This is a genomic window from Streptomyces sp. NBC_00461, assembly GCF_036013935.1.
Taxonomy (GTDB): domain Bacteria; phylum Actinomycetota; class Actinomycetes; order Streptomycetales; family Streptomycetaceae; genus Streptomyces.
Genome location: NZ_CP107902.1, coordinates 5,408,296 through 5,433,291 on the forward strand (window position 1 = coordinate 5,408,296; position 24,996 = coordinate 5,433,291).

Here is a 24,996-nt window from a genome sequence, read left to right on the forward strand (position 1 = left end):
GGGCTTCGTCTATTCCGGGGCATCCGGTCCGACGGTTTGCGGCCAACGACGGTCGCGGTGCACGCGGCGGTGAACCCTACGCGTACGCCCCTGACCTTGGACATGCCCCGCCCGGAAGGGGTGTACGCGCGTGCCCGCACTTGTGCTGCTCGGTGCTCAGTGGGGTGACGAAGGCAAGGGAAAGGCGACGGACCTGCTAGGCGGATCCGTTGACTATGTGGTGCGCTACCAGGGCGGCAACAACGCCGGCCACACGGTAGTCGTGGGCGATCAGAAGTACGCCCTCCACCTGCTCCCTTCCGGAATCCTGTCCCCGGGGTGCACCCCGGTCATCGGCAACGGTGTCGTCGTCGACCCGTCGGTCCTGTTCTCCGAGCTGAACGGGCTGAACGAGCGTGGCGTCGACACGTCCAAGCTCCTGATCAGCGGTAACGCTCACATCATCACGCCCTACAACGTGACGGTGGACAAGGTGACGGAACGCTTCCTCGGGAAGCGGAAGATCGGGACCACCGGCCGCGGAATCGGCCCGACCTACGCGGACAAGATCAACCGCGTCGGCATCCGGGTCCAGGACCTCTACGACGAGTCGATCCTCACCCAGAAGGTCGAGGCGGCCCTCGACATCAAGAACCAGGTCCTCACCAAGCTCTACAACCGGCGCGCGATCGCGATCGAGCAGGTGGTCGAGGAGCTGCTGACCTACGCCGACCGGCTCGCGCCGTACGTCGCCGACACGGTCCTGGTCCTCAACCAGGCCCTGGAGGACGACAAGGTGGTGCTGTTCGAGGGCGGCCAGGGCACGCTCCTGGACATCGACCACGGCACGTATCCGTTCGTGACGTCGTCGAACCCCACCGCGGGCGGCGCCTGCACGGGCGCAGGTGTCGGCCCGACGAAGATCAGCCGGGTCATCGGCATCCTCAAGGCCTACACGACCCGGGTCGGCTCGGGGCCCTTCCCGACCGAGCTGTTCGACGCGGACGGCGACGCGCTGCGCCGTATCGGCGGCGAGCGGGGTGTGACGACGGGCCGGGACCGGCGCTGCGGCTGGTTCGACGCCGTGATCGCCCGGTACGCGACCCGGGTCAACGGCCTGACGGACTTCTTCCTCACCAAGCTCGACGTCCTCACCGGCTGGGAGCAGATCCCGGTCTGCGTGGCGTACGAGATCGACGGCAGGCGCGTCGAGGAGCTCCCGTACTCGCAGTCGGACTTCCACCACGCGAAGCCGGTCTACGAGAACCTGCCGGGCTGGTCCGAGGACATCACCGGGGCGAAGTCCTTCTCCGACCTGCCGAAGAACGCCCAGAACTACGTGAAGGCGCTGGAGGAGATGTCGGGCGCCCCGATCTCCGCGATCGGCGTGGGCCCGGGCCGGGACGAGACGATCGAGATCAACTCGTTCCTGTAAATCCCATTCGTTCTGCGGGTGTTGGGCCGGTCATGGACTTCCTTGACCGGCCCATGGCTTGCTCCTGGTTCCGTGCGGAAGTGGTGGGGCGCAACTATCTACGCGGGTAGCCGCCGTCCCGCGTCCTTCTTCACTCTTCTCCAGCACCAGGAGTCCCGTATGCCCGTCAGTCCGATGAACCGCCGGGAGTTCGTGCAGAAGTCGGCCGTCACCGGTGCCGCAGTCGCCGCCGCGGGAGCGGTCGGCACCGGCAGCGCCGAGGCCGCCGACCGCAGCATGCCCGGCAAGCCCGGGAAGAAGGCGCCCAAGACCTGGTCGTTCTCCATCCTGGGCACCACCGACCTGCACAGCCACGTCTTCGACTGGGACTACTACCTGGACAAGGCCTACAGCGACAAGGCCGGCAACTCCGTCGGCGTCGCGCGCGTCGCCACCCTCATCAAGCAGCAGCGCGCGGCCAAGGGCGAGGAGCACGTCCTGCTCGTCGACGCCGGCGACATCATCCAGGGCACCTCGCTCGCCTACTACTTCGCCCGCGTCGACCCGATCACGGGCAAGGACGGCAAGAAGGGGCCGCGGCACCCCATGGCCGTCGCCATGAACCACATGCGCTACGACGCCGCCGCGCTCGGCAACCACGAGTTCAACTACGGCATCGAGGTGCTGCGGAAGTTCGAGCAGCAGTGTCACTTCCCGCTGCTGGGCGCGAACGCGCTGGACGCAAAGACCCTGCGCCCCGCCTTCGCCCCGTACACCGTGAAGCGGATCTGCGTGCCGGGCGCGCCCGACATCAAGGTCGGCATCCTCGGGCTCACCAACCCCGGCATCGCGCTGTGGGACAAGGACAACGTCGCCGGCAAGATGGTGTTCCCCGGCCTGGTCGAGCAGGCGAAGAAGTACGTGCCGAGGCTGCGCGCGCTCGGCTGTGACGTCGTCTTCCTGACGGACCACTCCGGGCTCGACGGATCGACCTCGTACGGTGACGCGCTCCCGTACGTGGAGAACGCCTCCAACCTCGTCGCCGAGCAGGTGCCCGGCATCGACGCGATCCTGGTCGGCCACACGCACGTCGAGGTGCCCTCGTACACCGTGAAGAACGAGGAGACCGGCGCGGACGTCCTGCTCTCCGAGCCGTACTGCTGGGGCTACCGGCTCAGCGTCTTCGACTTCGAGCTCGAACTGCACCACGGGCAGTGGAAGGTGACGAAGAAGACGGCCCAGACCCTCAACCCGAACACCGTGGACGAGGACCCGGAGGTCAAGAAGCTCCTCCAGGCCGACCACGAGCTGGTCGTGAAGTACGTCAACACGGCCGTCGGCACCTGCACCCAGGACCTCTCGGGGGCGGAGGCCTGCTGGAAGGACGTGCCGATCATGGACTTCATCCACCAGGTCCAGATGGACACGGTGAAGGCGGGCCTGTCGACGAGCGATGCCGCGCTGCCGCTGATCTCCGTCGCCGCGCCCTTCAGCCGGACCGCCGACATCCCGGCGGGCAGCGTCACGATCAAGGACATCGCCGGCCTCTACATCTACGACAACACCCTGTACGGCAAGAAGCTCACCGGCGCCCAGCTCAAGGACTACCTGGAGTTCGCGGCGAAGTACTACCACCAGGTGCCGGTCGGCACGAAGGTCGACACCGCCACGGTGACGAACGCCAACAGCTTCTGGGACTACATGTACGACACGGCCGCCGGCGTCTCGTACGACATCGACATCGCGCAGGCGGAGGGTTCGCGGATCAAGAACCTGACGTACAAGGGCGCGGCCGTCGCCGACGACCAGGTCTTCGTCGTGGCGGTCAACAACTACCGGGCGAACGGCGGATCCGGCTACCCGCACATCGCGACGGCCGACATCGCGTACAGCTCGACCAACGAGATCCGCCAGCTGATGATCGACTACGTCACCGCCAAGGGCGCCCTGGACCCGGCGGACTTCGCGTCCACCAACTGGAAGCTGACGCAGGACGGGACGGCGGTGTTCTAGGGCGAAAACCTCGGCGGCGGTGCGGCAGTTGGCGAGCCGGGCCCGCCGCCGGGGCATGGTGTCCCGGCGGCTGCGCAGTCGGAGCAGGCGGGCGGCAGGCCGAGGCAGGCGTGCACGACCTGGCTCAACCTCCGGTCGATGGCCGCTCGTTCAACGGCGGGATCCGGCGAACTCTGCGACGGGATGAGCGCATACGGCATCGCTGCCGTCAGCACGGAGAGCGTGACCGTGTCCTGCTCGCTGCCCCGCGGCAGATGGCCGGTCACATGCTCACCCAGCCAGTGCCAGGCTTTTTGGTGCCACACGGTGGTCAGACAAAGGATGGCGGCGTACGTCAGCGCCGGCTCGGTCCGCGCCATGGCTCCTACGACCGGGTGCTCCCGCAGCAGCCGGGCCGCTCGCACCACGACGCGAACCGCGCAACACCGTGGTGGCGGCAGCGGGCCCGGCACCTCCCGGGCCGTGTCCAGCAGGCGTGTCAGCTCGTGCAGCGTGGCATCCCGAAGCAGAACCCGGGGACTGGCCCAGTTCCGGTAGAGGAACGGGCGGTTGGTGCCGGCCAGCCGGGCGATGTGCGTCACGCCGACGCGCCGGGGGCCGTACACGGCCAGCGCGTCCAGAGTCGCGCGGTACACGGTGGCCATCCCGGGCGGCGCCTGGAGGTGTGGGGATCCGCTCATACCGGTCAGCGTGGCGCGGAGGAGGGATGCGTGTCCCGAGGAAAGTGTGTCGGTTTCCCCGAAAGTGTCACGATTTCTTGGCGGAGGGGGCAGCTGGAGCCGCGGGGAAGGTGGACATGGGTTGCTCTACGCTCGATGCACGATGTCCGTCGAGCGAATCGCGGAGGGTGTCCGTGGAACCGATAGCACCTGAACTGCTCATGGCGCTCGCGGGAGGCACCGCGGGCGCGGCGGGACAACAGATCTGGACATCCCTGCGTGATCTGGTCCGGCGTAGACCAGCTGCTGGAGAGCCGCATGGGGAGAGCGAGTTGGCGGCCCTCGCCGAAGCGGCGGACAGCGCGGAACGCGCCAGGCTGCTGGCCGCGGCGTTGGTCCTGCGCGCCGAGCAGGACACCGCCTTCGCCCAGGCCCTGGCGGAATGGCGGCGGAAGGCCGAGCCCCTGGTCGGCCCGTGGACCGGCGCCGGCGACGTGCACAACGAGATATCGGGGGGAACGCAGGAGACCGTCATCATGACGCGGGACATCCACGGTTCCATCAACCTTGGCGGCTAAGCGTTCCGTGGCGGAACACGGGGAAGCCGAGGAGCGACCGGGGACGCACAATGAGGTCTCCGGCGGAACGCACAGGAACGTCATCCAGGCGCGCGACATCTACGGCGGCGTGCGCATCGTGGCGATGGGCCTGCGAGGCCTGGTCGCGGTACTCGGCCTCGTACTCCTCGCCGCACACCCCGAGTTGCCGCTGCCGCGGCGTTACGACGTCGGTCCGGTGTGGGCGGGCTGGGCGCTGCTGGGCATGGCCCTCGGGTCCGAGCTCTGCGTACGTCTGCTCGCCTGGGTGGAACGGCGACGCAGGCGGGCCTGGCAGGCGGAGCGGAACGTCCGGCGCGTCGCCGACACGCTCGCGGAGGCTCTGTATCAACGGTATGCCCGGGATGAGCGGCTGGCGAAGATCGAGCCCCATCCCATCGAGGTGACGTGGCTTCCCCTCGGTGAGGACGCGCGGGAGGGCCGACTCCCCTCCATATCCGAGTACTTCGAAAGGACGGAGGGGCAGCGGCTCGTCGTCCTGGGCGGTGCGGGCGCGGGCAAGACCGTGCTGGCCCTGCGCCTTGCGCATGAGCTGCTGCAAAGGCGTGTGCGCGGATCCAACGAGCCTCTGCCCCTGGTCGTCTCGCTGGCCTCATGGGATCCGGATCAGGGGCTGTACCAGTGGCTGGCACGGCAGTTGGCGGCCGAGTACCGCGAACAGTGCACCCCCGCCGCGGGCGTGTTCGCCTACGACGTCGCCCTTCACCTCCTGTGGTACACCGGGTGGGTCCTGCCCGTGCTCGACGGTTTCGACGAACTGGCCCCGAACGTCCGGAAGAAGGCCTTCGAAGAGCTCGCCAAGAGTACGAGGGCGAGGGACCGCAAGTTCGTGTTCACCAGCCGCAAGGACGAGTACGACGAGCACGTGCCTGACCCCAGCGTCTTCCAGCGGACCGAGATCGTCCTGCAGGACCTGACGGACAGCGCCGTGGAGGCGTATCTCAGTCCGGAGGGGGCGCCCAGTCCCCGCTGGGGACCCGTCCTCGCGGCGCTGCGCAAGCGCCGCAAGCCGTCGGCGGAGGTCGCGCAGTTGCGCCGGGTGCTGCGGGTGCCCTTGATGGTGGGCCTCGCACGTGTCGCGTACGGCTGGGGGGACAAGGATCCGCGGGAACTGCTGAGCCCCGGCGCATTCCGGGATGACCACGCCCTGGAACGGCACTTGTACGACGCCTTCCTGGACGTCGCGTACGGAGACTCCCCGGACGTACGGGCGGAACACGGAGGATGGGACCCGGGGGAGGCCCGAGACTGGGCGGGCTACCTGGCCGGGCGGATGAGGGACGCGGACCAGCAGGACTTCGCCTGGTGGCGGCTGGAGCAGGAGGTGCCGTGGCCGGTCAGGGTGGCCGGCCTGCTACCGGCGTACGGGGTGGCCGGTCTGCTGGTTGTCCGGGTGGGGTTCGGGGAGATGTGGTGGGGAGGGTGGCTGCCGCTCTGGGGCGCGTTCGTGGCGCTCGGTCTGTTGATGCTGCTGGCATTCCCGATATGGCGGGACGACGAGACGTGGTCCGTCCCGTGGCGATTGACCCCGCCGTCACGGCGGCAGTTGGGGCGGGTGCTGCGGCGCTGGAAGGTCCTTTTGAGTGTCGGTGTCTCCGTACTCGGCCTCGGGGCTGCCCTGGTGGCCGGGCTGGGCCACTGGTCAGGTCACTGGAGGTGGTATCTGGTGGTGGGCGGCGCCGCCACCCTCCTGACCTGGGTCCCTGACACGGTACGAGCCGTGTGGCGGCCGGCGGATCCGGCGTTCGCCCGGACACCGGCGGCACTTCTGGCAGCCGACCGGCGCGCTGCGCTGGTCGTTGGCTGGGTGGTCCCGCTCAGACAGCGGGAGGAGTGGCCGCTGTTCCCTCTCCTGATGCCTCCGGCACTGCTCGGCGCCTGGCAGCTCTGGGGCGGCGGCAGGTACGTCGTCGGCGTCGGAGACTGGTTGATCACCGGGGTCGGCACGCTGCTCGTCTGCGCGCTGTACTCGGTTGGATTCTCCGCCTGGGGCCGGTACACCGTGGCACGTGTCTGGCTGGCCGCCGCCGGTCGGCTGCCCTGGAGACTCACGGCGTTCCTGGAGGACGCGCACGCCCGCGGAGTGCTTCGCCAGTCCGGAGGTGAGTACCGGTTCCGGCACATCGAGTTGAGGAACCGCCTCGCCGACGCCGCAGTCACCGATGACGGAGCCCGGACACGCAAAGGTGGTGCGCGAGCCGGGGGCCTTGCGGACGGCTGGGCGTTGCTGGCCGGGGCGGCGGCGCTGGTGCTGATGGTCATGATGGGTCTCGGTTCGCTCGGCGCCCGGCCGCCTGCGGACCCCGTCCGTTCCCTACCCCCGGCTTGCTCGCTGCTGGACGCCCGGGACATCTCGCAGCTCATGTCCGACGGTGCGAAGCTGCATGACGACTTCGCGCCGGGCGTCCTGCTCCTGGGTACGAAGGCCGACGAGTGCACCGTTTCCGAACAGTCGCCCTTCGCCCGTGAAGCGCGGATCGGGATCGGCGCATTCGTGCAGCAGGCGGATGACAGGTCGAGTGGTACCCGGAACGCCGCGCAAAAGTTCCGCACGGACAGGTCGAGCACCTTTGCCCGGGGACACGTGATGGTGGACGCGCTCGGTGACGAGGCCTATGTGAACGTGGGACGTTACCTGTGGGCCTCCGACTCCTCGGAGCCGGGTTCCTATCCGTGGGGCGCGCGTGTGCAGGTGAGGGCCGGCAATGTGCTGCTCAACGTGACCTACGCCGAGGAGTTCGCCGGCCGCGAGCGGACCGTGGAGGTCGCCGAGATCCTGACGCGGCACGTGCTGCGGAGTGTGGGCCTGGGCTCCTCCGGCGGACGGGAACTCGCCGACGTGCCGCGTCCCCGCGTCCCGGTCAAGGACAACCGGCTTGCGGACTACTCCCGAGGTCGCGCGCAGTCCGTGCACGGGGCGACCTGGCAGGGTGACGAGCCCTCACACCTGTGGAAGTCCGCGCGACTGCCCTTCGCCTTCCGCGCGCCGAACCACCTCTCCTGCGAGACCGGCGACGAGAGGGACCTCTTGGACTTCTCGTGCGAGGACGAGGGAGTGGCACAGCTTGAGGGCCTCGTCCCGGACATGAAGGTGCGGATCGCATTCCACCTCGGTTGCGGCACGTCATGCCACGAGGGTGAGCTCAGCGCCTTCGAACGCGGGCTTCTCAAGTACGGGAAGCCGCGGTGGAAGAAGGCCGACACCGATCCCCGGGACCAGGGCCTGACCTATTACGCCGAACAGCCCGGAAAGGGGAAGCGCTACGAGATGTTCCTGCGTCGGCAGCTCGGTTGGAACGACAAGGGCAAGCCGCTGACCTGGCGGATCTGGGTGCAGGTCGATGTCCCGGAGAGCGACAGGGCACTGGCTCAGAAGATCGTGAACGACATCTTCACGCAGACCGCCGGGTTGGGGCGCGTCAAACGGTGATGCCGCCGACGGCATGCGCAAGGGGCTTGCCTCGCCCGCGTCAATCCGCGAACGCCCCCGCGTGCTCCCGCGCCCACTGCGCGAACGTCCGTGGCCGGCGGCCCAGTGCCTTCTCCACCGTCGGAAGCACTTCTGCGCCCCGGTCGCTCTCCAACGTGCGCTGCATGATCGCGTCCACGACCTCCGGAGGGAAGCCGTAGTGGGCCATGCCCGTGCGGGCCGCGTCGTCCGGGACCGGGCGCAGGCGCGGGTCGCGGCCCAACGCCTCGCCCAGGATGGCCAGTTCGTCCGCCGGAGTCAGGGACTGCGGGCCGCTCAGTTCGTACGTCGCGCCCGCGTGGTCGTCGGTCGTCAGGGCCAGTGCCGCCACCTCCGCCAGGTCCGCCGGGTCGATGCTCGCCGCCGGGCGGTCCGCGAAGGGCGTGGAGACCTCGTCGCCCGCGCGGAGTTGGCCCGCCCACTGGAGTGCGTTCGACATGAAGCGGCCGGGGCGCAGCAGCGTCCAGGCGAAGCCCGGGGACGGGTCCGTCACCGCCGCGTCCGCCTGTGCGTGCCAGCGGGCGATCACGTCGGCTCCCGCGCCGCCGTCCAGCACCGACAGCTTCACCAGGCGCCGTAGGCCTGCCCGGGCCGCCGCCTCGGCGAGGGCGAGGTCGTGCGTCGGGCCGGGGGCCGTGCCGACGCCCTGGGCCGACATCAGGAAGGCGCCCTCGGTGCACGCGAACGCCGCGTCGAGGCTCGCCGGGTCGTCCGCGTCGCCGTACACCGCCTCCACACCCTCGGGCAGCCGTGCCTCGGCCGGGCGGCGGGTCATCGCCCGTACCGGCTCGCCCGCGGCCACCAGCCGCCGTACCAGCTCGCCGCCCACATGGCCCGTCGCCCCGGTCACCAGGATCATCGCCGTCTCCTCTCGTCGATGCCTCCAGGCTGCGCGTCCCCACCTCCCCTGTGCATCGCGCGTGCGGAGGTACCGGCCCTGCTCCCGGGGGAGTACCCGCCGCCACAGAACAAGGCGCCCATTTCGGGCATACGCTGAGGGTGTACCTGTGGATGCGACAAGCGCGGGATGCAGAGGAAGGTGAGTGCCATGCGCATGCTGCTCAAGGCGTCCTTCGACACGGAGAAGGCGAACGAGGCCATCAGGAACGGCACGCTGTCGAAGCTGGTCGAGGAGGCGGTGGAGCACATCAAGCCCGAGGCGGCCTACTTCACCGCCGACGAGGGCCGGCGCACCGCCTTCATGGTCTTCGACATGCAGGAAAGCTCCCAGATGCCGGCATTCAGCGAGCCGTTCTTCCTGAACCTCGACGCCAAGATCTCCTACACGCCGGTGATGAACCTGGAGGACGTACAGAAGGGCCTGTCGCAGCTCGGGCGCTGACCCTCAGCTGAAGACGATCATCGACCCCTGCGCCAGACTCCGCGTCGCCGCCGCGTGCAGTCCGAGCCAGACGTGGCGTTCGCGGGCGAAGGGGCTCGGGTCGTACGGTGCCGGGACGGCCGGCTCCTCCAATTCCGTGGGAGCGCGCGGCGGTTCCGGCGCGGCCGGCGGGTTGGCCGGGTCGATGCCGATCGCCGGGGCCACGTATTCGAGTTCGCGCAGGAGGGCCTGCGCGGAGCCCAGCGGACCGCCGCCCGCGAGGAGTTCGTCGTTGGACAGGGGCTGGGGGAAGTCGACCGGGACGTACGCACCCGCGTGGTCGTAGTGCCAGACGAGATGCGACTGCTGGGCCGTCGACTCGAACATCTCCAGCAGCTGCTCGTAGTCGCCGCCCAGTTCGTCGACCGGAGTCACCGGCAGACCGCACACCTGCAGCAGATACACGCGGCGCAGGAAGTGCAGCGCGTCGTAGTCGAAGCCGGCCACCGGGGCGACCTCGCCGGACAGACCCGGCATGTACTGGTACACGGGCACCGGCGGAAGGCCGGCCGCGTTCAGCACGCTGTTGTACTGCGCGAGTTCCTCGGCGAACGGATTGTCGGGGGTGTGGCACAACACGTCGACGAGCGGTACCAGCCACAGGTCACAGGCCAAAGAGGGCTCCTCAGACAGGGTGGTCAAGGCCGGGCAGAAGGCAGGGTAGTCGGTACGGCTTCGGGTGACCTCCTCCAGGACAGGTCAGCTGCCCTTGTGCAGATCCCATACCCACACGCCGTGCACCCACTTCCCGTCACGGCCCACCAGTTCGGTCACCGCCTTGCGCAGGGCGTCGTCGTGCGGCTGCGGCGCCACCACCAGCGCTCCTGCCTTCCAGTACGCGAAATCCCGCTTCGCCTGCGCCTGCCAGTTCTTGCCGATCCTGGGAATCACGCCGGTGTAGCGGACATCACGCAGCATCTGCGAGGTGTAGCGGGGGGAGGCGCCGTAGATGCCGATGCGGTCCTCGCCGTAGGGGCCGTTGAAGTAGCCGCCGGGGACGCTGAAGCCGAGGCCGGCCTCCTGCTGCCAGTGCAGGGCCTCCGCGTCGCCGGGATCGGGCAGCGGCACGGGGACGAGGGACTCGCCCTCGCGGACGTACGGCTTCCACGCCCCGTCGGTGAAGAAGGCCGGCGTCGGCGGGCGGTGGACCGTCTTCAGCGGGGCCGGGATCAGCGGGAGCAGCGCGAGACAGAGCCCGAGCAGGCCGATGTACTGCGTGCCCAGGTTGCGGTTCGCCGGCAGCCGCTCCAGCGACAGGGCGAGCAGCATGCCCAGCGCCGGGGCGCAGACCATCGCGATCCGGCCCTCGATGACCGACTCGAACAGCGGCAGCTTCGCGGCGAGCGCCCAGGGGCCCGGGTAGACGTCGTCCGTCATCGGGATACGGAACTTCGGGCCCAGGGACAGCAGCGCGGCGCCGACCGCGGTGAACGCCAGCGCCTTCACCAGGGCCTGCTCCCACAGCCGTACGACGATCGCGAAGGCGACGAGGACCAGCGGCCAGCCGTAGAAGGCGTTCTGCTCGGTCGGGTTGAGGGAGAGCGAGTTGGCCCGCTCCGCGTTGCCCGCCAGCAGCGAGCGCTCCGCGAAGGAGAGCAGGGCGAGCGGGCTGTTGCCCGCGTTGTCGCCGTGCAGCACGCTCTTGTAGCTCTGCGGCCCGGCGAACTGCCAGGCCAGTGCCCACACCACGAGCGGCAGGCAGACGGCGGCGGCGATCGCCAGGCCGTTGAGCAGCGGCCGCCAGGACTGCCGGGCCACATCCCTGCGTACGACGGAGTAGGCGCCCGCGAACAGCGCCATGCCGATCGTCGCGAGCAGCAGCGGCTCCTCGCCGAGGAAGACCTGGTAGGCCGCCATCAGCCCGAGCACGATCCCGTTCCGCACGACCCGGGCGCCCGCGCACAGGCGCAGCGCGCGGTCGATGATCAGCGGGATCATGAACAGGATCACGAAATTGGGGTGCGCGTTGGCGTGGCTGACCATGGGTGGTGCGAAGGCGGCCAGCGAGGCGCCGACGAAGGCCGCGGAACGCCGCCGTACGACGTGCTTCACGATCAGCCAGTACCAGGCGCCCGCGGTGGCGGCGATGCCCAGCGTCATCACCACGCTGAGGGAGACGGCCGGTCCCGCGAGCAGGGTCAGGGGCGCGAAGGGGACGGAGAGGCCGAGCATGACCGTGTTGGCCATGAGGTTCACGCCGTCGGGAAAGCCCTGCAGACCGGAGAAGAGCGGGTTGCGCAGGTGGGCGACGTTGTCGGCCGTGACCGCGAAGAACCACTCCCACTGGTTCTGGTCCTGGAGGGAGTCCGGGAGGTAGCGGTGGTCCGGGTCGGCCAGCCGGCCCGAGTAGAGGGCCACCGCCATCAGCAGGAAGAGGGCGACGGCGAAGACGTCGGCCGGGCGCAGGGAGCGGGCGCGCAGGCGGGTGAGGTCGGCGAGGACCCGGACGTAGTCGAGGGACCGTATCTTCGAGCCGGGCCGGTGGGACCAGCGGACCGGCACCTCGGTCATCTGCCACTCGGCTCGGTGGAAGTGCCACAGCACCTCGACGTCGATGCCGTAGCCGTCGAGCCTGGAGGCGGCGAAGGCCTCGCGGCCCCGGTCGCCGTCGAAGAGCTTGAAGCCGCACTGGGTGTCCCGTATGCCGGGTACGGCCATGCGCCTGATCAGTAAGTTTCCAGCGCGGCCCAGCAGTTCGCGCAGCGGGTGCTGACGGTCCTCGATGGTCGCGCCGGGTATGGCCCGGGAGCCGATCGCCGCCGTGTTCCCCTCGCTCAGCGCCTTGTCGAGCTGCTCCAGATCCTCGATCGGGGACGCCAGATCGGCGTCCGTGACCAGTACGCGCCGGCCGCCGCAGGCGGCGACGCCGATCCGCAGGGCGTTGCCCTTGCCGCGGTTGCGGGGGCTGGTGACGAGCTGGACGCGGGGATCCTCGCGGGCCGTGACCAGCTCACGGGTGCCGTCCGTCGACCCGTCGTCGGCGACCACGACCTCCCACTCGCCCCAGCGGCCCTCGTTGTCGCGCAGATAGCCGGTGACCGCGTCCAGGGTGGGCCCCAGACGCTGCTCCTCGTTGAACGCGGGGATGACGACGGAGAGGTCCACGACCCTGGCCAGGGTGCTCATTCGTCCGCAGGCCCCTCGATGAGGCTCAGCGAGTGCGCGTTGTACTCGGCGACGAGCGCACGCGCCGTCGTGGTGTCGCGATGCGCCAGGGCATCGACCAGATCGGTGTGGGCGCACCACAGGGCGCCGCGCAGCTCGGTCAGCCGCCGCAGATGCTGCACCGCGCACACCCAGGACTGCACGCCCAGCCGGTGCAGGAAGTCGGCGAGGTACGGGTTGCCGTAGAGGGCGCCCAGCTCGCGCCAGAAACGCAGGTCGTAGCCGATCAGCACGGTGAGGTCGCCGGCGGCCGCGGCGCGCTGCGCCTCCTCGCCGCGGCGGCGCACCCCGGCGAGGGCGGCGACCGCGCGGGGCTCGTCGAACCGCCGGTTCCGCTCGGGCCTGATGTCGAGCTCGTGGAACATGCCGTCGGTGACCAGGGTGCGGGCCTCGACGATGCCGCGGTAGTCGCCGGCCGAGTACTCGTGGACATGGAAGCCACGGTGCTGGTCGGCGTCGAGGAGCCCCTGCGCGGACAGGTCGACGAGCGCCTCGCGCACGGGCGTCGCGGAGACCCCGTACTGCTCGGCGATCTCCTTGACCGTGAACTCCTGGCCCGGCTGCAGCCGCCCCGCCAGCACCTCGTCGCGCAGCGCGTCCGCGATCTGCTGGCGCAGGGTGCTGCGGGTGACGGGGCCGTTTCCGCTGCTGCTGGGCATGGGTCGGGCGTCTCCTCGTCGCGATCGGCTGGCGTGCACGTCCATATGTACGAGCACGCCACCTTACGCGTTCGGGTTCCGCGTGTTGACCCGCGTAGCTACCGGCGGGTGGTAGGGCGGCCGGGCGGCCGCGGACGGCTAGCGCGTGTACTCGTCCGCCACCGAGAGCGCCGCGTCCAGCGCCGCGAGCCCCTCCTTCAGCTCGGCCTCACTCACGTTGCACGGGGGCACGACATGGGTGCGGTTCATGTTGATGAAGGGCCAGATGCCGTGCTTCTTCGCGGCGGCACCGAAGGCGGCCATCGGGGCGTTCGCCTCACCGGCCGCGTTGTACGGCACCAGCGGCTCGCGCGTCTCCTTGTCCTTCACCAGGTCCAGCGCCCAGAACATGCCGACACCGCGCACCTCGCCGACGCTCGGGTGCCGCTCGGCGAGCTCGCGCAGGGCCGGCCCGACGACCGTGGCGCCGAGCTGCCCCGCGTTGTCGACGACGCCCTCCTCCGCCATGACGTTGATCGTCGCGACGGCGGCGGCACAGGCCAGCGGGTGCCCGGAGTAGGTGAGACCACCGGGGTAGGGCCGCTTGCCGAAGGTCTCGGCGATCGCACCCGAGATCGCGACCCCGCCCAGCGGCACATAACCGCTGTTCACGCCCTTGGCGAAGGTCATGAGGTCGGGTACGACGTCGAAGAGATCGGCCGCGAACCACTCACCGGTCCGCCCGAACCCGGCCATCACCTCGTCCAGGACGAAGACGATTCCGTACTTGTCGCATATCTCACGTATGCCGGCGAGGTAACCGGGCGGCGGCACCATGATCCCGGCGGTTCCCGGGATGGTCTCCAGGATGATCGCGGCGACGGTGGCCGGCCCCTCGAAGGCGATCGTCGTCTCAAGGTGCTCCAGCGCCCGCGCGCACTCCTGCTCCTCGGTCTCGGCGTAGAAGCGGGAGCGGTAGAGGTACGGCGCCCAGAAGTGCACGACACCGGCCGCGGCGCCGTCGGAGGCCCAGCGGCGCGGGTCGCCGGTGATGTTGATCGCCTGCTGGGTGCCGCCGTGGTACGAGCGGTACGCCGACAGCACCTTCGGGCGCCCGGTGTGCAGCCGCGCCATCCGCACGGCGTGCTCCACGGCGTCGGCCCCGCCGTTGGTGAAGAAGATCTTGTCCAGGTCGCCGGGTGTCCGCTCGGCGATCAGCCGGGCCGCCTCGGAACGGGCCTCGATCGCGAAGGCGGGCGCGAACGTCGTCAGGTGTGCGGCCTGCTCCTGTATCGCGGCGACGACCTTCGGGTGCTGGTAGCCGATGTTGGTGTAGACGAGCCCGCTGGTGAAGTCCAGGTACCGCTTGCCGTCGTAGTCCCAGAAGTACGACCCCTCCGCACCGGCGACGGCGAGCGGGTCGATGAGCTCCTGCGCGGACCAGGAGTGGAACACATGAGCACGGTCCATGGCCTTCACGGCGGCGCCGGCCTCGGGGTTTGGCTGAGGGGTCATGGCGCGAGCGTAGATGTCCGAGGTGCCCGCTCGGTATCGGCTTCCTGTCTGTGAAGTGGGGGTTTCCGCGACAGGTTGTCCACGGAGGGGCAGGTGGCCACTATTGACAGCAGGCTGTCGAATTGGCAGCCTGCTGTCATACTGCTTTTCGCCGGAGGAGGAATCATGAGCCGCAAGCCTGTGCACCTCGCCGTCTACGACACCCTCGCCGACTGGGAGACGGGGCACACGACGGCCTATCTCGCCCGCGCCGGGTACGAGATCCGCACCGTGGGGCCGACCCGGGAGCCGGTGCGCTCCATCGGAGGCCTCCGCGTCCAGCCCGACCTGGCCCTGGACGACGTACGGCCCGAGGACAGCTCCTTGCTGATCCTCCCGGGCGCCGACCTCTGGGACGCCGGCGACGAGCTCGCCCCCTTCGCCCGCAGGGCCCGCGCCTTCCTCGATGCGGGCGTCCCGGTCGCCGCCATCTGCGGAGCCACCGCCGGGCTCGCGCGAGAGGGACTGCTCGACGGCCGCGACCACACCAGTGCGATCTCCTTCTACCTCGCCGCGACCGGGTACCAGGGCGGCGAGCGGTACGTCGACGCCGACGCCGTCACCGACGGGAACCTGATCACCGCAGGGCCCACCGAGCCCGTCGCCTTCGCGCGGGAGGTCTTCCGGCTGCTCGGGGTGTACGAGGGCGAGGTGCTGGACGCCTGGTACCGGCTGTTCCACGACTCGGACGCGCAGGCCTACGCCGTCCTGGAGAAGGCCGGCCGGTGACCCGCGAACGCCAGGACCTGCTCAGCCGCAGTGCCCTCGGGGTCTTCCGGCTCAACGGCCAGTTCCTCGCCGTCGCAGAGGAGTTGGCGAAGCCCGCCGGACTCACCGCCGCCTGGTGGCAGGTGCTCGGCGCGATTCTGGGCGAGCCGCTGTCCGTCGCCGGGATCGCCCGCGCCATGGGCATCACGCGGCAGAGCGTCCAGCGGATCGCCGACCTGCTCGTGCAGCGCGGCCTCGCCGAGTACCGGCCCAACCCCGCCCACCGCCGCGCCAAGCTCCTCGCGCCGACGGCCCAGGGGCGCGCGGCGAACGCGCGTATCGGCCCGGGTCACGCGGCCTTCGCCGACCGGCTCGCGCAGGAGTTCGGGGAGGCCGAACTCGCCGAGGCCGTCCGCGTACTGGAACGGCTGTCCAAGGTGCTGGACCAGCTGGGGCCGCCCGTTACGGAACCGTAGACACCGCTCCGTCCACCTCCCCGTACGCCCGCACTATCGTTGGGATGTTGCACAGCGCGTATCGGGGGATTTCGGGGGACCTGCGATGGAGAAGCTCGGGGCTGGGGATCCGCTGGGGGTCCCCCCAGGTTTCAAGCTCAGGGGGCGGATCGGGACGTACCGGCTGCTGGCGCGGCTCGGGGCCGGCGGGATGGGGCATGTGTATCTCGCCCGGTCGGACCGCGGCCGTACCGTCGCCGTGAAGCTGGTGCGGGAGGAGCTGGCCGCGCAGGAGGAGTTCCGGGCGCGGTTCCGGCAGGAGGTGCAGGCCGCGCGGCAGGTCGGCGGGCACTGGACGGCACCCGTGCTCGACGCCGACACCGAGGCCGCCGTGCCCTGGGTCGCCACCGGGTACGTCGCCGGGCCGAGCCTGCAGCAGGTCGTCGGGCGCGACCACGGGGCGCTGCCCGAGCGTTCGGTGCGCATCCTCGCGGCCGGGCTCGCGCACGCGCTGCAGGACATCCATGCCGCCGGGATCATCCACCGCGACCTCAAGCCGTCCAACGTGCTGGTGACCATCGACGGTCCGCGGGTCATCGACTTCGGGATCGCGCGGGCGATGGAGACCGTGACGGACGGCGGGCTGACGCGGACCGGCGCGCTCGTCGGGTCGCCCGGGTTCATGGCGCCCGAGCAGGTGCGCGGCGACCGGATCACGCCCGCCTGCGACGTCTTCTGCCTGGGCTCGGTGCTGGCGTACGCCGCCACCGGCCACCTTCCCTTCGGCGGCGCCAACAGCGGTGTGCACGCCCTGATGTTCCGTATCGCCCAGGAGGAGCCCGACCTGGAGGGGGTGCCGGAGGGCGTCGCCGACCTCGTACGGGACTGTCTGAAGAAGGACCCCGGCGCCCGGCCGGCGCTGGACGACGTGCTGGAGCGGACCGGGGCCGAGGACACCGTGCTCGGCGGTCGCTCGCGGGACCCGTGGCTGCCGAGCGCGCTGGTCGCCCAACTCGGGCGGCACGCCGTGCAGTTGCTGGACTCCGAGGACCCGGAGGAGGCGACCGGGCCCGAGGGTTCGCGGGGCGCGGGAGGGCCCTCGCTGGAGAAGGCGGCACCCGAGGCCTCGCCCGAGCACGCCTCCGCCGCCGACTCCGCACCGGAGCCGGCTGCCCCCGCCGCGCCGCCCCCGCCGGGGCAGCCGGGGACCGGGGCGCCGCTGAACCACCTCCCGACGATGGTCGGGGGACAGGGCACCCAGACACCCCAGCCCGGCCATCCGGCCCACCCGGCCTACGGCTATCCGCAGCAGCACCCCCAGCAGCAGCCCGGCTACGGCTACCCGCAGCAGCCGCCGCCCGGTGCCTACGGCTACCCCCAACAGCCGGGAGCCCACGGAGGCCTGGGCTCCACCCCGCCGTACGGCCCGCCCTACGCCGGCCCGATCCCGCCCGCCCCGCAGGAACCGCCGAGGAGGAGCGGCCGCTCCACCGCGGCGCTGATCGCCGTCGCCCTGGTCGTCGCGCTGGGCGCCGGCGGCTCGGTGTACGCCCTCATGAGCGGCGGCGGCGACAAGTCTGACGACAAGTCCGGCCCGGCCCCGACCACCGGCGCACCCCGGACGTCCGGCCCGACGACGTCCCGGCCGGACCCGACGAGCCCGCACCCCGCCACCTCCGCCCCGGCCGACGGCGTGATCCCGACCGGCTACCTGGGCGCCTGGACGACCACCATCACCAACGCCGACGGTGAGAACACTCGTGAACTCACCATCCAGCAGGGCGAGGTGGGCGACACCGTCCTCTCCCTCGTCGCCGACGGACCCACGAGCAACGGCACCTACCACTGTGTCTTCCAGGCCGACCTGACCTCGGCGCCGGGCAGCGGCGGCATGCTCCAGATCGGCCCGTCCACCGTGACGTCCGGCGACTCGGGCTACTGCAAGCCGGGCGACGCCACCGTGATCAGCCTGCTGCCGGACGGCAGTCTGAGCCGCGAGAACAGCAGCAACGGCGAGAAGCTGACGTACACCAAGGAGTAACCGCAAGTCCCTTTCTCCGCAAGACCGTTGAGATCACCCAGCCGCACGTGGCCCCGGTGGAGTGGCTGAGCGCAGAGAACGTCGTGGCCGTCGGCACCGCGGCGCCGGGGGCACCTCCCACGCCCTTGAGGCAGTGGGGGAGGATCGGCTACCGGGTCCAGATGGACAACCCGACAGGCGATGACGTCCGGATGGGCAGAGCCAACGTACGGCTGGGGCTGTTCGACGAGGCCCCCGAGATGTCCGACGCCGCCCTCGTCCTGCTCCGCTTCGAGAACGACGGCCCGCGCGGACTGGAACCGCTGTCGCTGCGGCAGCCGCGCTCACCTCGGCTCGGGCGGCCGCTGGCGTGGCATGTTGGGGCGTGCGCCCGCCCCCGGCGGCAGCGGGAAACGGCCCTGCGCGCTGCCGATCTCCTGGCGCCCGGCGCCGGTCCCGGCGGACTGGATACTCATCGGCGCGGTCCCCGTCCGGAACTCCACCATCCAGTCGGCTGTCTCCGTGCGCACCAGCTCGGTCACGTCCTCCGAGAACCGCCGCAGCACCCCGAGACACCGCTCCGCGGCCTCGCTCGCCGTCCCCTCCGCGGGTCCCAGCACCTCCCGCACACTCTCCGAGGCCCAGTCGAACTGCAGCACCTGCAGCCGCCGTTGCACGGCCTGCGCGGTCGCGACGTCCCTTATCCATCCCGACGTCACACCGAAGAACCGGTCCACGGCCACGCACGCCACCGCGAGCAGCAGCGCCAGGTACCCCCACGCGGCCAGCCCCGCGACCATCCCGGTCAGATCCAGCAGGGGCAGCGCGGCCCCGGTGACGGCCCCCGCCGCGGCCCCCGTGCGCAGCGCCCGCGCGCCCCGCCGTTTCCACGCCCGGTCCGCGAGATACCAGGCCGCCGTCTCAAGCGCCCCCTGCTCCACCCACCGGTACAGCTCGTGCAGGCGCTCGGCCGGCTCGCCCCAGTCCCCCAGGGGGAACGCGCGCCCGGTCAGATCGCCCGGCCGCAGTCCGGCCGCACCCTCTCCCCACCCGTCCTGGGGCGGACCCTCGGGCTGCATCTCCGGCTGACCCACCCGCACTCCCTACTGATCACGAGACTGATCACGAACGAACACGTTGCGTGACACCCGATGCTGATGTGCCGGACCCTTCCTACCGCCCAATGGGTGGCGAAGCCCCGGGATTCACCTCTTTTCCGCTCGGAAGTGGGTCTTGATCAGGTATAGGACTCGGCAAAGGCTCACTCGAAAGAGTGCTGGGGCGATGGCTGCCGGGACCACGTAGGCTCGTGCCAGGCGGGAAAAACTCGCCCAGACAGCCGTACGAAACCAGGAGCTGATCGTGATTCCCGGTGGTGGCCAGCCCAATATGCAGCAGCTGCTCCAGCAGGCCCAGAAGATGCAGGAGGACCTGCAGCGTGCGCAGGAGGAACTGGCGCAGACCGAGGTCGACGGGCAGGCGGGCGGCGGCCTGGTGAAGGCCACCGTCACCGGCTCCGGCGAGCTGCGTGCGCTGAAGATCGACCCGAAGGCGGTGGACCCCGAGGACACTGAGACCCTCGCGGACCTCGTCGTCGCGGCGGTCCAGGCGGCCAACGAGAACGCCCAGAACCTCCAGCAGCAGAAGCTCGGCCCGCTCGCGCAGGGCCTGGGCGGCGGCAGCGGTATTCCCGGCCTGCCTTTCTAAGACGGGTGTCCGCCAACTACCGTACGTACTGAAGGAACCCCAGGAAGGACGGCAGTCCGTTGTACGAAGGCGTGGTGCAGGACCTGATCGACGAACTGGGGCGGCTGCCCGGCGTCGGTCCCAAGAGCGCCCAGCGGATCGCCTTCCACATCCTGCAGGCGGAACCGACGGACGTACGGCGCCTCGCGCAGGCCCTCATGGAGGTCAAGGCGAAGGTCCGCTTCTGTGCGACCTGCGGCAACATCGCGCAGGAAGAGCTGTGCAACATCTGCCGCGACACGCGCCGCGACGCCTCCGTCATCTGCGTGGTGGAGGAGCCGAAGGACGTGGTCGCCATCGAGCGCACACGTGAGTTCCGGGGCCGCTACCACGTCCTGGGCGGAGCGATCAGCCCCATCGAGGGTGTGGGTCCCGACGACCTGCGTATACGAGAACTTCTCGCGCGGTTGGCCGACGGGACGGTCACGGAACTGATCCTGGCCACGGACCCGAACCTGGAGGGCGAGGCCACAGCCACCTACCTCGCCCGCATGATCAAGCCCATGGGCCTCAAGGTCACCCGCCTGGCCAGCGGCCTCCCGGTGGGTGGCGACCTGGAATACGCGGACGAGGTGACCCTCGGCCGCGCCTTCGAGGGGAGACGACTCCTAGATGTCTGACGCCACGCTGCATGCCACGACGCATGACCCGGACGACTTCGCGGTCCAGATCGCGGACCAGGTGGAGAGCTTCCTGGTGGCCGTCACCGAGGTGGCCAAGGGCGACGAGCCGGACTCGGCGGTCCCCTTCCTCCTCCTGGAGGTCTCCCAGCTGATGCTGGCCGGCGGCCGCCTCGGCGCGCACGAGGACATCGTCCCCGACGAGCGCTACGAACCCGACACGGGCCCGGACGCCGACGTGGACGAACTCCGCGAGAACCTGGCCCGGTTGCTGGAGCCGATCGACGTCTACTCCGAGGTCTTCGACCCGTACGAGCCCCGTACCGCACCGGTCCCGGCCCGTATCTCCGACGACCTGACCGACGTCATCACCGACCTCCGCCACGGCATGGCCCACTACCGCGCGGGCCGCACCTCGGAGGCCCTGTGGTGGTGGCAGTTCTCCTACTTCTCCAACTGGGGCTCCACGGCGTCGGCCACGCTGCGCGCCCTCCAGTCGATCGTCGCCCACGTGCGCCTGAACCAGCCCCTGGAGGAGCTGGACGGCCTGGACACGGACCAGAGCATGGGCGACGAGACGCTGGAGTTCGAGGCCGGCAAGGTGATGCAGGAGGAGATCGCGGCGCCGTTGGGGATGCGAGAGGTCAAGTAGCCGTCGGGTCAGGACGTGGCCGCGCGAAGCAGTGCTTCCGGGGCCACGTACGGCACGGCCGACATCACAGCCCCCACAATCCCTTTCCCAACGCCGTGACCCCGCCCGCCAGGGCCAGCACCAGCACGAGCAGGCGGGCCCGCTGCTCGGGTATGTGTGAGGCGAGCCCTCTGCCGATCAGCCCGCCCACGAGCATGGCCGTGACCGCCGAGGTCCACCTCGTCCCGCTCAGCTGCGGCACCCCGTTCGCCGCCACCGAGAACGCGTTGACCACCACCCCGTAGAACTGCGCGTTCGGCACGAACTCCCGTACCGTCCAACCCGCGTTGAGTGCGTACAACGACACCGGTGGCCCGCCCACCCCCGCCGCCGAGTTCATGAACCCGCCCACCGCGCCCGCGGCGACCGCGCCCTTTGTGCCGCGCAGTGCGGGCACCCGGGCGCCGCGCATGACCAGCAGCACGGCTGCCGTCACCAGGCCGCCCATCACCAACAGCAGGACGGGCTCGGGGAGTTGACGGGTCATCCACGCTCCAGCCGGCACCGTGCACGCCGCCGCCACGCACAGCGGCACCATCGCGCCGGGGCGCACCCGCCGCCAGCCGCCGGCCAGCCCCACGATGCTGATGGCCCCGGCCGCGCAGTTGGCGAGGACGACCCCGTCCACCGGCCCCAGCAACAGCACCAGCGCGGGCACGGCGACCAGCGCGAACCCCATGCCGGTGAGCCATTGGACCGAGGAGCCGAGCAGCACGATGCCCGCCAGAAGTACGTCGCCCGGCCAGCCGTTCGTCGTCATGACTCGGCATCCTGCGGTCCGTGGGGTGTAGTCCGCTACACCCCCGGTTCGGGAGGGCACTCCCTCGTTGCAGTCCCCGGGAGACGGGATCGTTGATCTCACCAGGTCAACAGCACCGTTCCGAAGGAATACGCCATGAAGTCGCTGCTCGCCTCCAAGCCCGCCCTCTGGTTCCTGTTCCTCTTCAACGCCGTCGTCGCCGTGGTCGCCCCATTCGTGGTCGACGGCGCGCAGGGCGTCATGACCGCGGTGGGAATGGGCGTTGTCACGGCCGGAGCGGGCGTCGGTCTCATACGCGGCCGAACGTGAGTGAGTAGTCACTCCGCGTGAGTTGGGTGCGTCTTGGATGTGCGCTGCACGACGCCTGCACGGGCCCTAACCAGTGAAGAGCGAGTCTGGAGTCACTTCCTCAGCAGGAACCGCAGACACAGATACCGCGGAGAACGTGAAGGGAGCCCACCGCCCAGATCCGTACCGCACTGGAGACAGCGATGACCCGTCGTTCCATAAGCAAGCGCGCAGCCATCGTCACCGCCACCGCCACCGCCGTCGTCGCCCTCGGCGCCGTGGGTACCGTCGTCGCCACCGCCGGCCCCTCGGCCGAGGCCATGCCCGCCAAGTCGCAGATCGCCGGCCTGTTCGACACCTGGAACAAGGCCCTGCAGACCGGTGACTCGGACAAGGTGGCGGACCTGTACGCGAACAACGCGGTCCTGCTGCCCACCGTCTCCAACAAGGTCCGCACCGACCGTGCCGCGATCGTCGACTACTTCGACCACTTCCTGCAGAACAAGCCGGTCGGCACGAAGGTCAAGACGATCGTCAACGTCCTCGACAGCAACTCCGCGATCGACACGGGCGTCTACAAGTTCACGCTCACCGACCACGACACCGGCAAGAAGAAGGTCGTCGAGGCCCGCTACACGTACACGTACGAGAAGATCGACGGCAAGTGGCTGATCGTCAACCACCACTCCTCGGCGATGCCCGAGAAGTGACCGTCAGCCGCCGGTGCGCTGTGCGGCCGCCCGCAGGCGGATCTCCACGCACAGCCCGCCGCCGGGAGCGTCCCGCAGCGCCACGGTTCCGCCGTCGTCCGTCACCAGCTGTTTGACGACGGCGAGGCCGAGGCCCGAGCCGGAGCGCCCGGTCAGGCCCTGGCCGCGCCAGAAGCGGTCGAAGGCGCGGGACTTCTCCGCGTCGGACATGCCGGGGCCCTCGTCCAGGACGGAGAGGATCACCTCGTCGCCCGCGGTCTCGAACCGGGCGGTGATCGTGCCGCCGTCCGGCGAGACCTCCAAAGCATTCGAGAGCACGTTGTCCAGCACCTGGTCCAGATGACCGGGGCTGGCCAGCACAGACGGCCGGCCGTCGGCACTCCCCCAGAGCGTGATGGTGACTCCGCGCTCGTCGGCGGCCGGCCTCCACACCGACAGGCGTTCCTCGACGATGTCCCGCAGGGCGAGCGGCTCCGCGGCCGTGACCTTCGCCTCCGCGCGCGCCAGCACCAGCAGGCCGTTGACCAGGCGGCTCATCCGGACCACCTCGGCCGTCGCCTGCTCGACGTCCTCCCGTACGAACTCGTCGTCCACCCCGTCCGCGATGTTGTCCAGCGACAGCCGCAACGCCGTGAGGGGCGTACGGAGTTGGTGGGAGGCGTCGGCCACGAAGATCCGCTGGGATGCCACCAGGGTGTCCAGGCGTTCCGCGCCCTGGTTGAGGGTGCGCGCCAGCGTCTGCGTCTCCGGCGGACCCGTCACCGGCGAGCGCGCGGTCAGGTCGCCGTCGCTGAACTTGCTCGCCATGGAGTTGAGTTCGCGCAGCGGCGCGGTGATCCGGCGGGCCGCGAACGCGCCGATCAGCGCCGCCACACCGAGCACGGTGACCGCGAGCCCCGCCCTGAAGCCCCAGATCGTCCACAGCCTGTGGGCGAGATGGGACGTCGAGTACACGATCCGGACGGCGCCGACGACCTGTCGTCCGTCGTCTCTGGCGGGGACCGTGATCACCAGGTCGCGGCCCCAGATGAAGTCCGAGCCCCAGTCGGTGGTCGAGTCGCCCTTCTCCAGGGCCCTCGTCAGGGCCGCGTCCCCCTCGGGACGGGGCACGTCCGCCGTGCACCGGTCGGTGGTCGTGACCTGGACCTCGTCGTCGGTCTCCGCGGCGTACGCCTTGGCCATCGTCGTCAGCGCCCGGCACGACGGCTCGTCGCCGGTGCCCAGCAGCAGTGCCATGGTGGTCGCCTCGCGCTTGAGGGACAGCTCGGTGTCGTCCCGCAGCTGCTTGGTGAGCGTGAAGGCCACGGGCACCGTGAAGAGCAGGATGGCGACCGCGACGAGCAGGATGTAGCTGCGGATGAGCTGACGGTTCATCAGGCGCCGCTGCCGCCGGCGTCCCGCGCGATCTCCAGCCGGAAGCCGACGCCCCTGACGGCCTCGATGGTGATTGCCCCGGCGAGCTTGCGCCGCAGCGCCGCCACGTGCACGTCCAGCGTCTTCGTCGGCCCGAACCAGTTCGCGTCCCAGACCGCCTCCATGATCTGCTCGCGCGACATCAGCGCGCCGGGCTCCTCGGTGAGGAAGGCCAGCAGGTCGTACTCCTTGGGGGTCAGCGACACCTCCTCGCCGGCCAGGCGCACGCGGGCCGCCTTGCGGTCGATGGTGAGCCGGGTGCCGTACCGGTCCGGGGCGCTTTCCGGAGCAGAGGCGGTACGGGGCTGCACGCGCCGCATGACCGCTCGTATCCGTGCGATGACCTCCCGCACCCCGAACGGCTTGGACACGTAGTCGTCCGCGCCGAGCTCCAGGCCGACCACCCGGTCCGTCTCGTCGCTGCGCGCGCTGATCACGATGATCGGCACGTCACCGCGCTCGCGCAGTGCCTTGCAGACGTCGAGCCCGTCGGTGTCGGGCAGCCCGAGGTCGAGGAGTACGACGTCGTAGGGGTCCGCGTGGCTCAGCGCAGCGCCGCCCGTGGTGACCCATGCCACCTCGAAGCCGTAACGCAGCAGTCCTCGCCGTAGTGACTCGGCGACCGATTCGTCGTCTTCCACCAGCAGTACGCGCACACGCGAACCATAGTGGTTGAACTTTAAAGACGGCCGGTCG

23 protein-coding genes and 1 pseudogene are annotated in these 24,996 nt (G+C 70.3%); 14 read left to right on the top strand and 10 right to left on the bottom strand.

Annotation, left to right across the window (positions count from 1 at the left end; translation table 11 throughout):
- The first annotated feature begins 130 nt into the window (after window positions 1-130).
- Both OG870_RS25340 and OG870_RS25345 read left to right on the top strand, forming a co-directional pair.
- Window positions 131-1,414 carry an adenylosuccinate synthase gene (locus tag OG870_RS25340; protein WP_266588878.1) on the top strand — a complete coding sequence of 428 codons (1,284 nt, stop codon included), beginning with the start codon at window positions 131-133 and terminating at the stop codon, window positions 1,412-1,414.
- A 159-nt stretch (window positions 1,415-1,573) separates the two neighbouring features.
- Complete coding sequence (locus OG870_RS25345) at window positions 1,574-3,406, top strand: bifunctional metallophosphatase/5'-nucleotidase (protein ID WP_266518660.1); 1,833 nt, start codon at window positions 1,574-1,576, stop codon at window positions 3,404-3,406.
- On the opposite strand, the gene OG870_RS25350 is transcribed toward OG870_RS25345, so the two are convergent.
- A complete protein-coding gene (locus OG870_RS25350) occupies window positions 3,403-4,086 on the bottom strand; it encodes a TetR/AcrR family transcriptional regulator (RefSeq protein ID WP_266518662.1) in 684 nt (227 codons plus the stop codon). The two genes, OG870_RS25345 and OG870_RS25350, sit on opposite strands and share 4 nt — an antisense overlap.
- Before the next feature lie 173 nt (window positions 4,087-4,259).
- Here OG870_RS25350 and OG870_RS25355 point away from each other — a divergent pair, with 173 nt between their 5' ends.
- Both OG870_RS25355 and OG870_RS25360 read left to right on the top strand, forming a co-directional pair.
- Complete coding sequence (locus OG870_RS25355; protein WP_266518664.1) at window positions 4,260-4,643, top strand: hypothetical protein; 384 nt, start codon at window positions 4,260-4,262, stop codon at window positions 4,641-4,643.
- Window positions 4,633-8,112: an NACHT domain-containing protein gene (locus OG870_RS25360; RefSeq protein WP_327691479.1), complete on the top strand. Its 3,480-nt coding sequence runs from the start codon at window positions 4,633-4,635 to the stop codon at window positions 8,110-8,112. Before OG870_RS25355 ends, OG870_RS25360 begins: the two co-directional genes overlap by 11 nt.
- 40 nt (window positions 8,113-8,152) lie before the next feature.
- On the opposite strand, the gene OG870_RS25365 is transcribed toward OG870_RS25360, so the two are convergent.
- On the bottom strand, window positions 8,153-9,010 hold the full coding sequence (locus tag OG870_RS25365; RefSeq protein WP_327691480.1) for an NAD(P)H-binding protein: 858 nt from the start codon (window positions 9,008-9,010) through the stop codon (window positions 8,153-8,155).
- A 189-nt stretch (window positions 9,011-9,199) separates the two neighbouring features.
- On the opposite strand from OG870_RS25365, the gene OG870_RS25370 reads away from it, so the two are divergent.
- A complete protein-coding gene (locus OG870_RS25370; RefSeq protein ID WP_266518670.1) occupies window positions 9,200-9,493 on the top strand; it encodes a DUF3303 family protein in 294 nt (97 codons plus the stop codon).
- Window positions 9,494-9,496: 3 nt separating this feature from the next.
- Here OG870_RS25370 and OG870_RS25375 read toward each other — a convergent pair whose 3' ends face one another.
- From OG870_RS25375 to OG870_RS25390, 4 genes are all read right to left on the bottom strand, one after another.
- Window positions 9,497-10,147, bottom strand: coding sequence for a hypothetical protein (locus tag OG870_RS25375; RefSeq protein WP_266592414.1), 651 nt, complete (start codon window positions 10,145-10,147; stop codon window positions 9,497-9,499).
- A gap of 84 nt (window positions 10,148-10,231) precedes the next feature.
- Window positions 10,232-12,658, bottom strand: coding sequence for a glycosyltransferase (locus OG870_RS25380; protein WP_327691482.1), 2,427 nt, complete (start codon window positions 12,656-12,658; stop codon window positions 10,232-10,234).
- Window positions 12,655-13,356, bottom strand: a complete 702-nt coding sequence (locus OG870_RS25385) for a GntR family transcriptional regulator (protein WP_266518675.1) — start codon at window positions 13,354-13,356, stop codon at window positions 12,655-12,657. The genes OG870_RS25380 and OG870_RS25385 overlap by 4 nt, the downstream gene beginning before the upstream one ends.
- 138 nt (window positions 13,357-13,494) lie before the next feature.
- Window positions 13,495-14,850, bottom strand: a complete 1,356-nt coding sequence (locus tag OG870_RS25390; protein WP_327691483.1) for an aspartate aminotransferase family protein — start codon at window positions 14,848-14,850, stop codon at window positions 13,495-13,497.
- Window positions 14,851-15,015: 165 nt separating this feature from the next.
- On the opposite strand from OG870_RS25390, the gene OG870_RS25395 reads away from it, so the two are divergent.
- From OG870_RS25395 to OG870_RS25410, 4 genes and pseudogenes are all read left to right on the top strand, one after another.
- On the top strand, window positions 15,016-15,618 hold the full coding sequence (locus OG870_RS25395; RefSeq protein WP_266518679.1) for a type 1 glutamine amidotransferase family protein: 603 nt from the start codon (window positions 15,016-15,018) through the stop codon (window positions 15,616-15,618).
- On the top strand, window positions 15,615-16,073 hold the full coding sequence (locus OG870_RS25400; protein WP_266588886.1) for a MarR family winged helix-turn-helix transcriptional regulator: 459 nt from the start codon (window positions 15,615-15,617) through the stop codon (window positions 16,071-16,073). Before OG870_RS25395 ends, OG870_RS25400 begins: the two co-directional genes overlap by 4 nt.
- An 85-nt stretch (window positions 16,074-16,158) precedes the next feature.
- The gene (locus OG870_RS25405) at window positions 16,159-18,093 is read left to right on the top strand and encodes a serine/threonine-protein kinase (protein ID WP_327691485.1); all 1,935 of its coding nucleotides are present in this window, start codon (window positions 16,159-16,161) and stop codon (window positions 18,091-18,093) included.
- A 56-nt stretch (window positions 18,094-18,149) separates the two neighbouring features.
- A pseudogene (locus OG870_RS25410) lies at window positions 18,150-18,389 on the top strand (phosphate ABC transporter substrate-binding protein); the annotation flags it as partial.
- A gap of 27 nt (window positions 18,390-18,416) precedes the next feature.
- Here the strand turns inward: OG870_RS25410 and OG870_RS25415 are convergent.
- Window positions 18,417-19,166 (bottom strand): SLATT domain-containing protein, encoded by a 750-nt coding sequence (locus OG870_RS25415; protein ID WP_266588890.1) that lies wholly within the window; start codon window positions 19,164-19,166, stop codon window positions 18,417-18,419.
- Window positions 19,167-19,434: 268 nt separating this feature from the next.
- On the opposite strand from OG870_RS25415, the gene OG870_RS25420 reads away from it, so the two are divergent.
- The 3 genes from OG870_RS25420 to OG870_RS25430 are packed head-to-tail and all read left to right on the top strand — an operon-like array spanning window position 19,435 to window position 21,090.
- On the top strand, window positions 19,435-19,779 hold the full coding sequence (locus OG870_RS25420) for a YbaB/EbfC family nucleoid-associated protein (RefSeq protein ID WP_266518687.1): 345 nt from the start codon (window positions 19,435-19,437) through the stop codon (window positions 19,777-19,779).
- 59 nt (window positions 19,780-19,838) lie between these two features.
- Window positions 19,839-20,438 carry a recombination mediator RecR gene (gene recR, locus OG870_RS25425; protein WP_266518689.1) on the top strand — a complete coding sequence of 200 codons (600 nt, stop codon included), beginning with the start codon at window positions 19,839-19,841 and terminating at the stop codon, window positions 20,436-20,438.
- Window positions 20,431-21,090 carry a DUF5063 domain-containing protein gene (locus OG870_RS25430; protein WP_266518691.1) on the top strand — a complete coding sequence of 220 codons (660 nt, stop codon included), beginning with the start codon at window positions 20,431-20,433 and terminating at the stop codon, window positions 21,088-21,090. The genes recR and OG870_RS25430 overlap by 8 nt, the downstream gene beginning before the upstream one ends.
- Before the next feature lie 64 nt (window positions 21,091-21,154).
- Here the strand turns inward: OG870_RS25430 and OG870_RS25435 are convergent, their stop codons facing one another.
- Entirely contained in the window at window positions 21,155-21,889 is a 735-nt protein-coding gene (locus tag OG870_RS25435; protein ID WP_266518693.1) for a sulfite exporter TauE/SafE family protein, read from the bottom strand.
- 135 nt (window positions 21,890-22,024) lie between these two features.
- On the opposite strand from OG870_RS25435, the gene OG870_RS25440 reads away from it, so the two are divergent.
- Both OG870_RS25440 and OG870_RS25445 read left to right on the top strand, forming a co-directional pair.
- The gene (locus OG870_RS25440) at window positions 22,025-22,198 is read left to right on the top strand and encodes a hypothetical protein (protein ID WP_327691486.1); all 174 of its coding nucleotides are present in this window, start codon (window positions 22,025-22,027) and stop codon (window positions 22,196-22,198) included.
- Window positions 22,199-22,380: 182 nt separating this feature from the next.
- Window positions 22,381-22,887, top strand: coding sequence for an SgcJ/EcaC family oxidoreductase (locus tag OG870_RS25445; protein WP_327691487.1), 507 nt, complete (start codon window positions 22,381-22,383; stop codon window positions 22,885-22,887).
- 3 nt (window positions 22,888-22,890) lie between these two features.
- On the opposite strand, the gene OG870_RS25450 is transcribed toward OG870_RS25445, so the two are convergent.
- Together OG870_RS25450 and OG870_RS25455 are read right to left on the bottom strand one after the other, a co-directional pair.
- Window positions 22,891-24,261 carry a sensor histidine kinase gene (locus OG870_RS25450; protein WP_266518699.1) on the bottom strand — a complete coding sequence of 457 codons (1,371 nt, stop codon included), beginning with the start codon at window positions 24,259-24,261 and terminating at the stop codon, window positions 22,891-22,893.
- Window positions 24,261-24,956 (bottom strand): response regulator transcription factor, encoded by a 696-nt coding sequence (locus tag OG870_RS25455; RefSeq protein ID WP_266518701.1) that lies wholly within the window; start codon window positions 24,954-24,956, stop codon window positions 24,261-24,263. Before OG870_RS25455 ends, OG870_RS25450 begins: the two co-directional genes overlap by 1 nt.
- Window positions 24,957-24,996 lie beyond the last annotated feature (40 nt).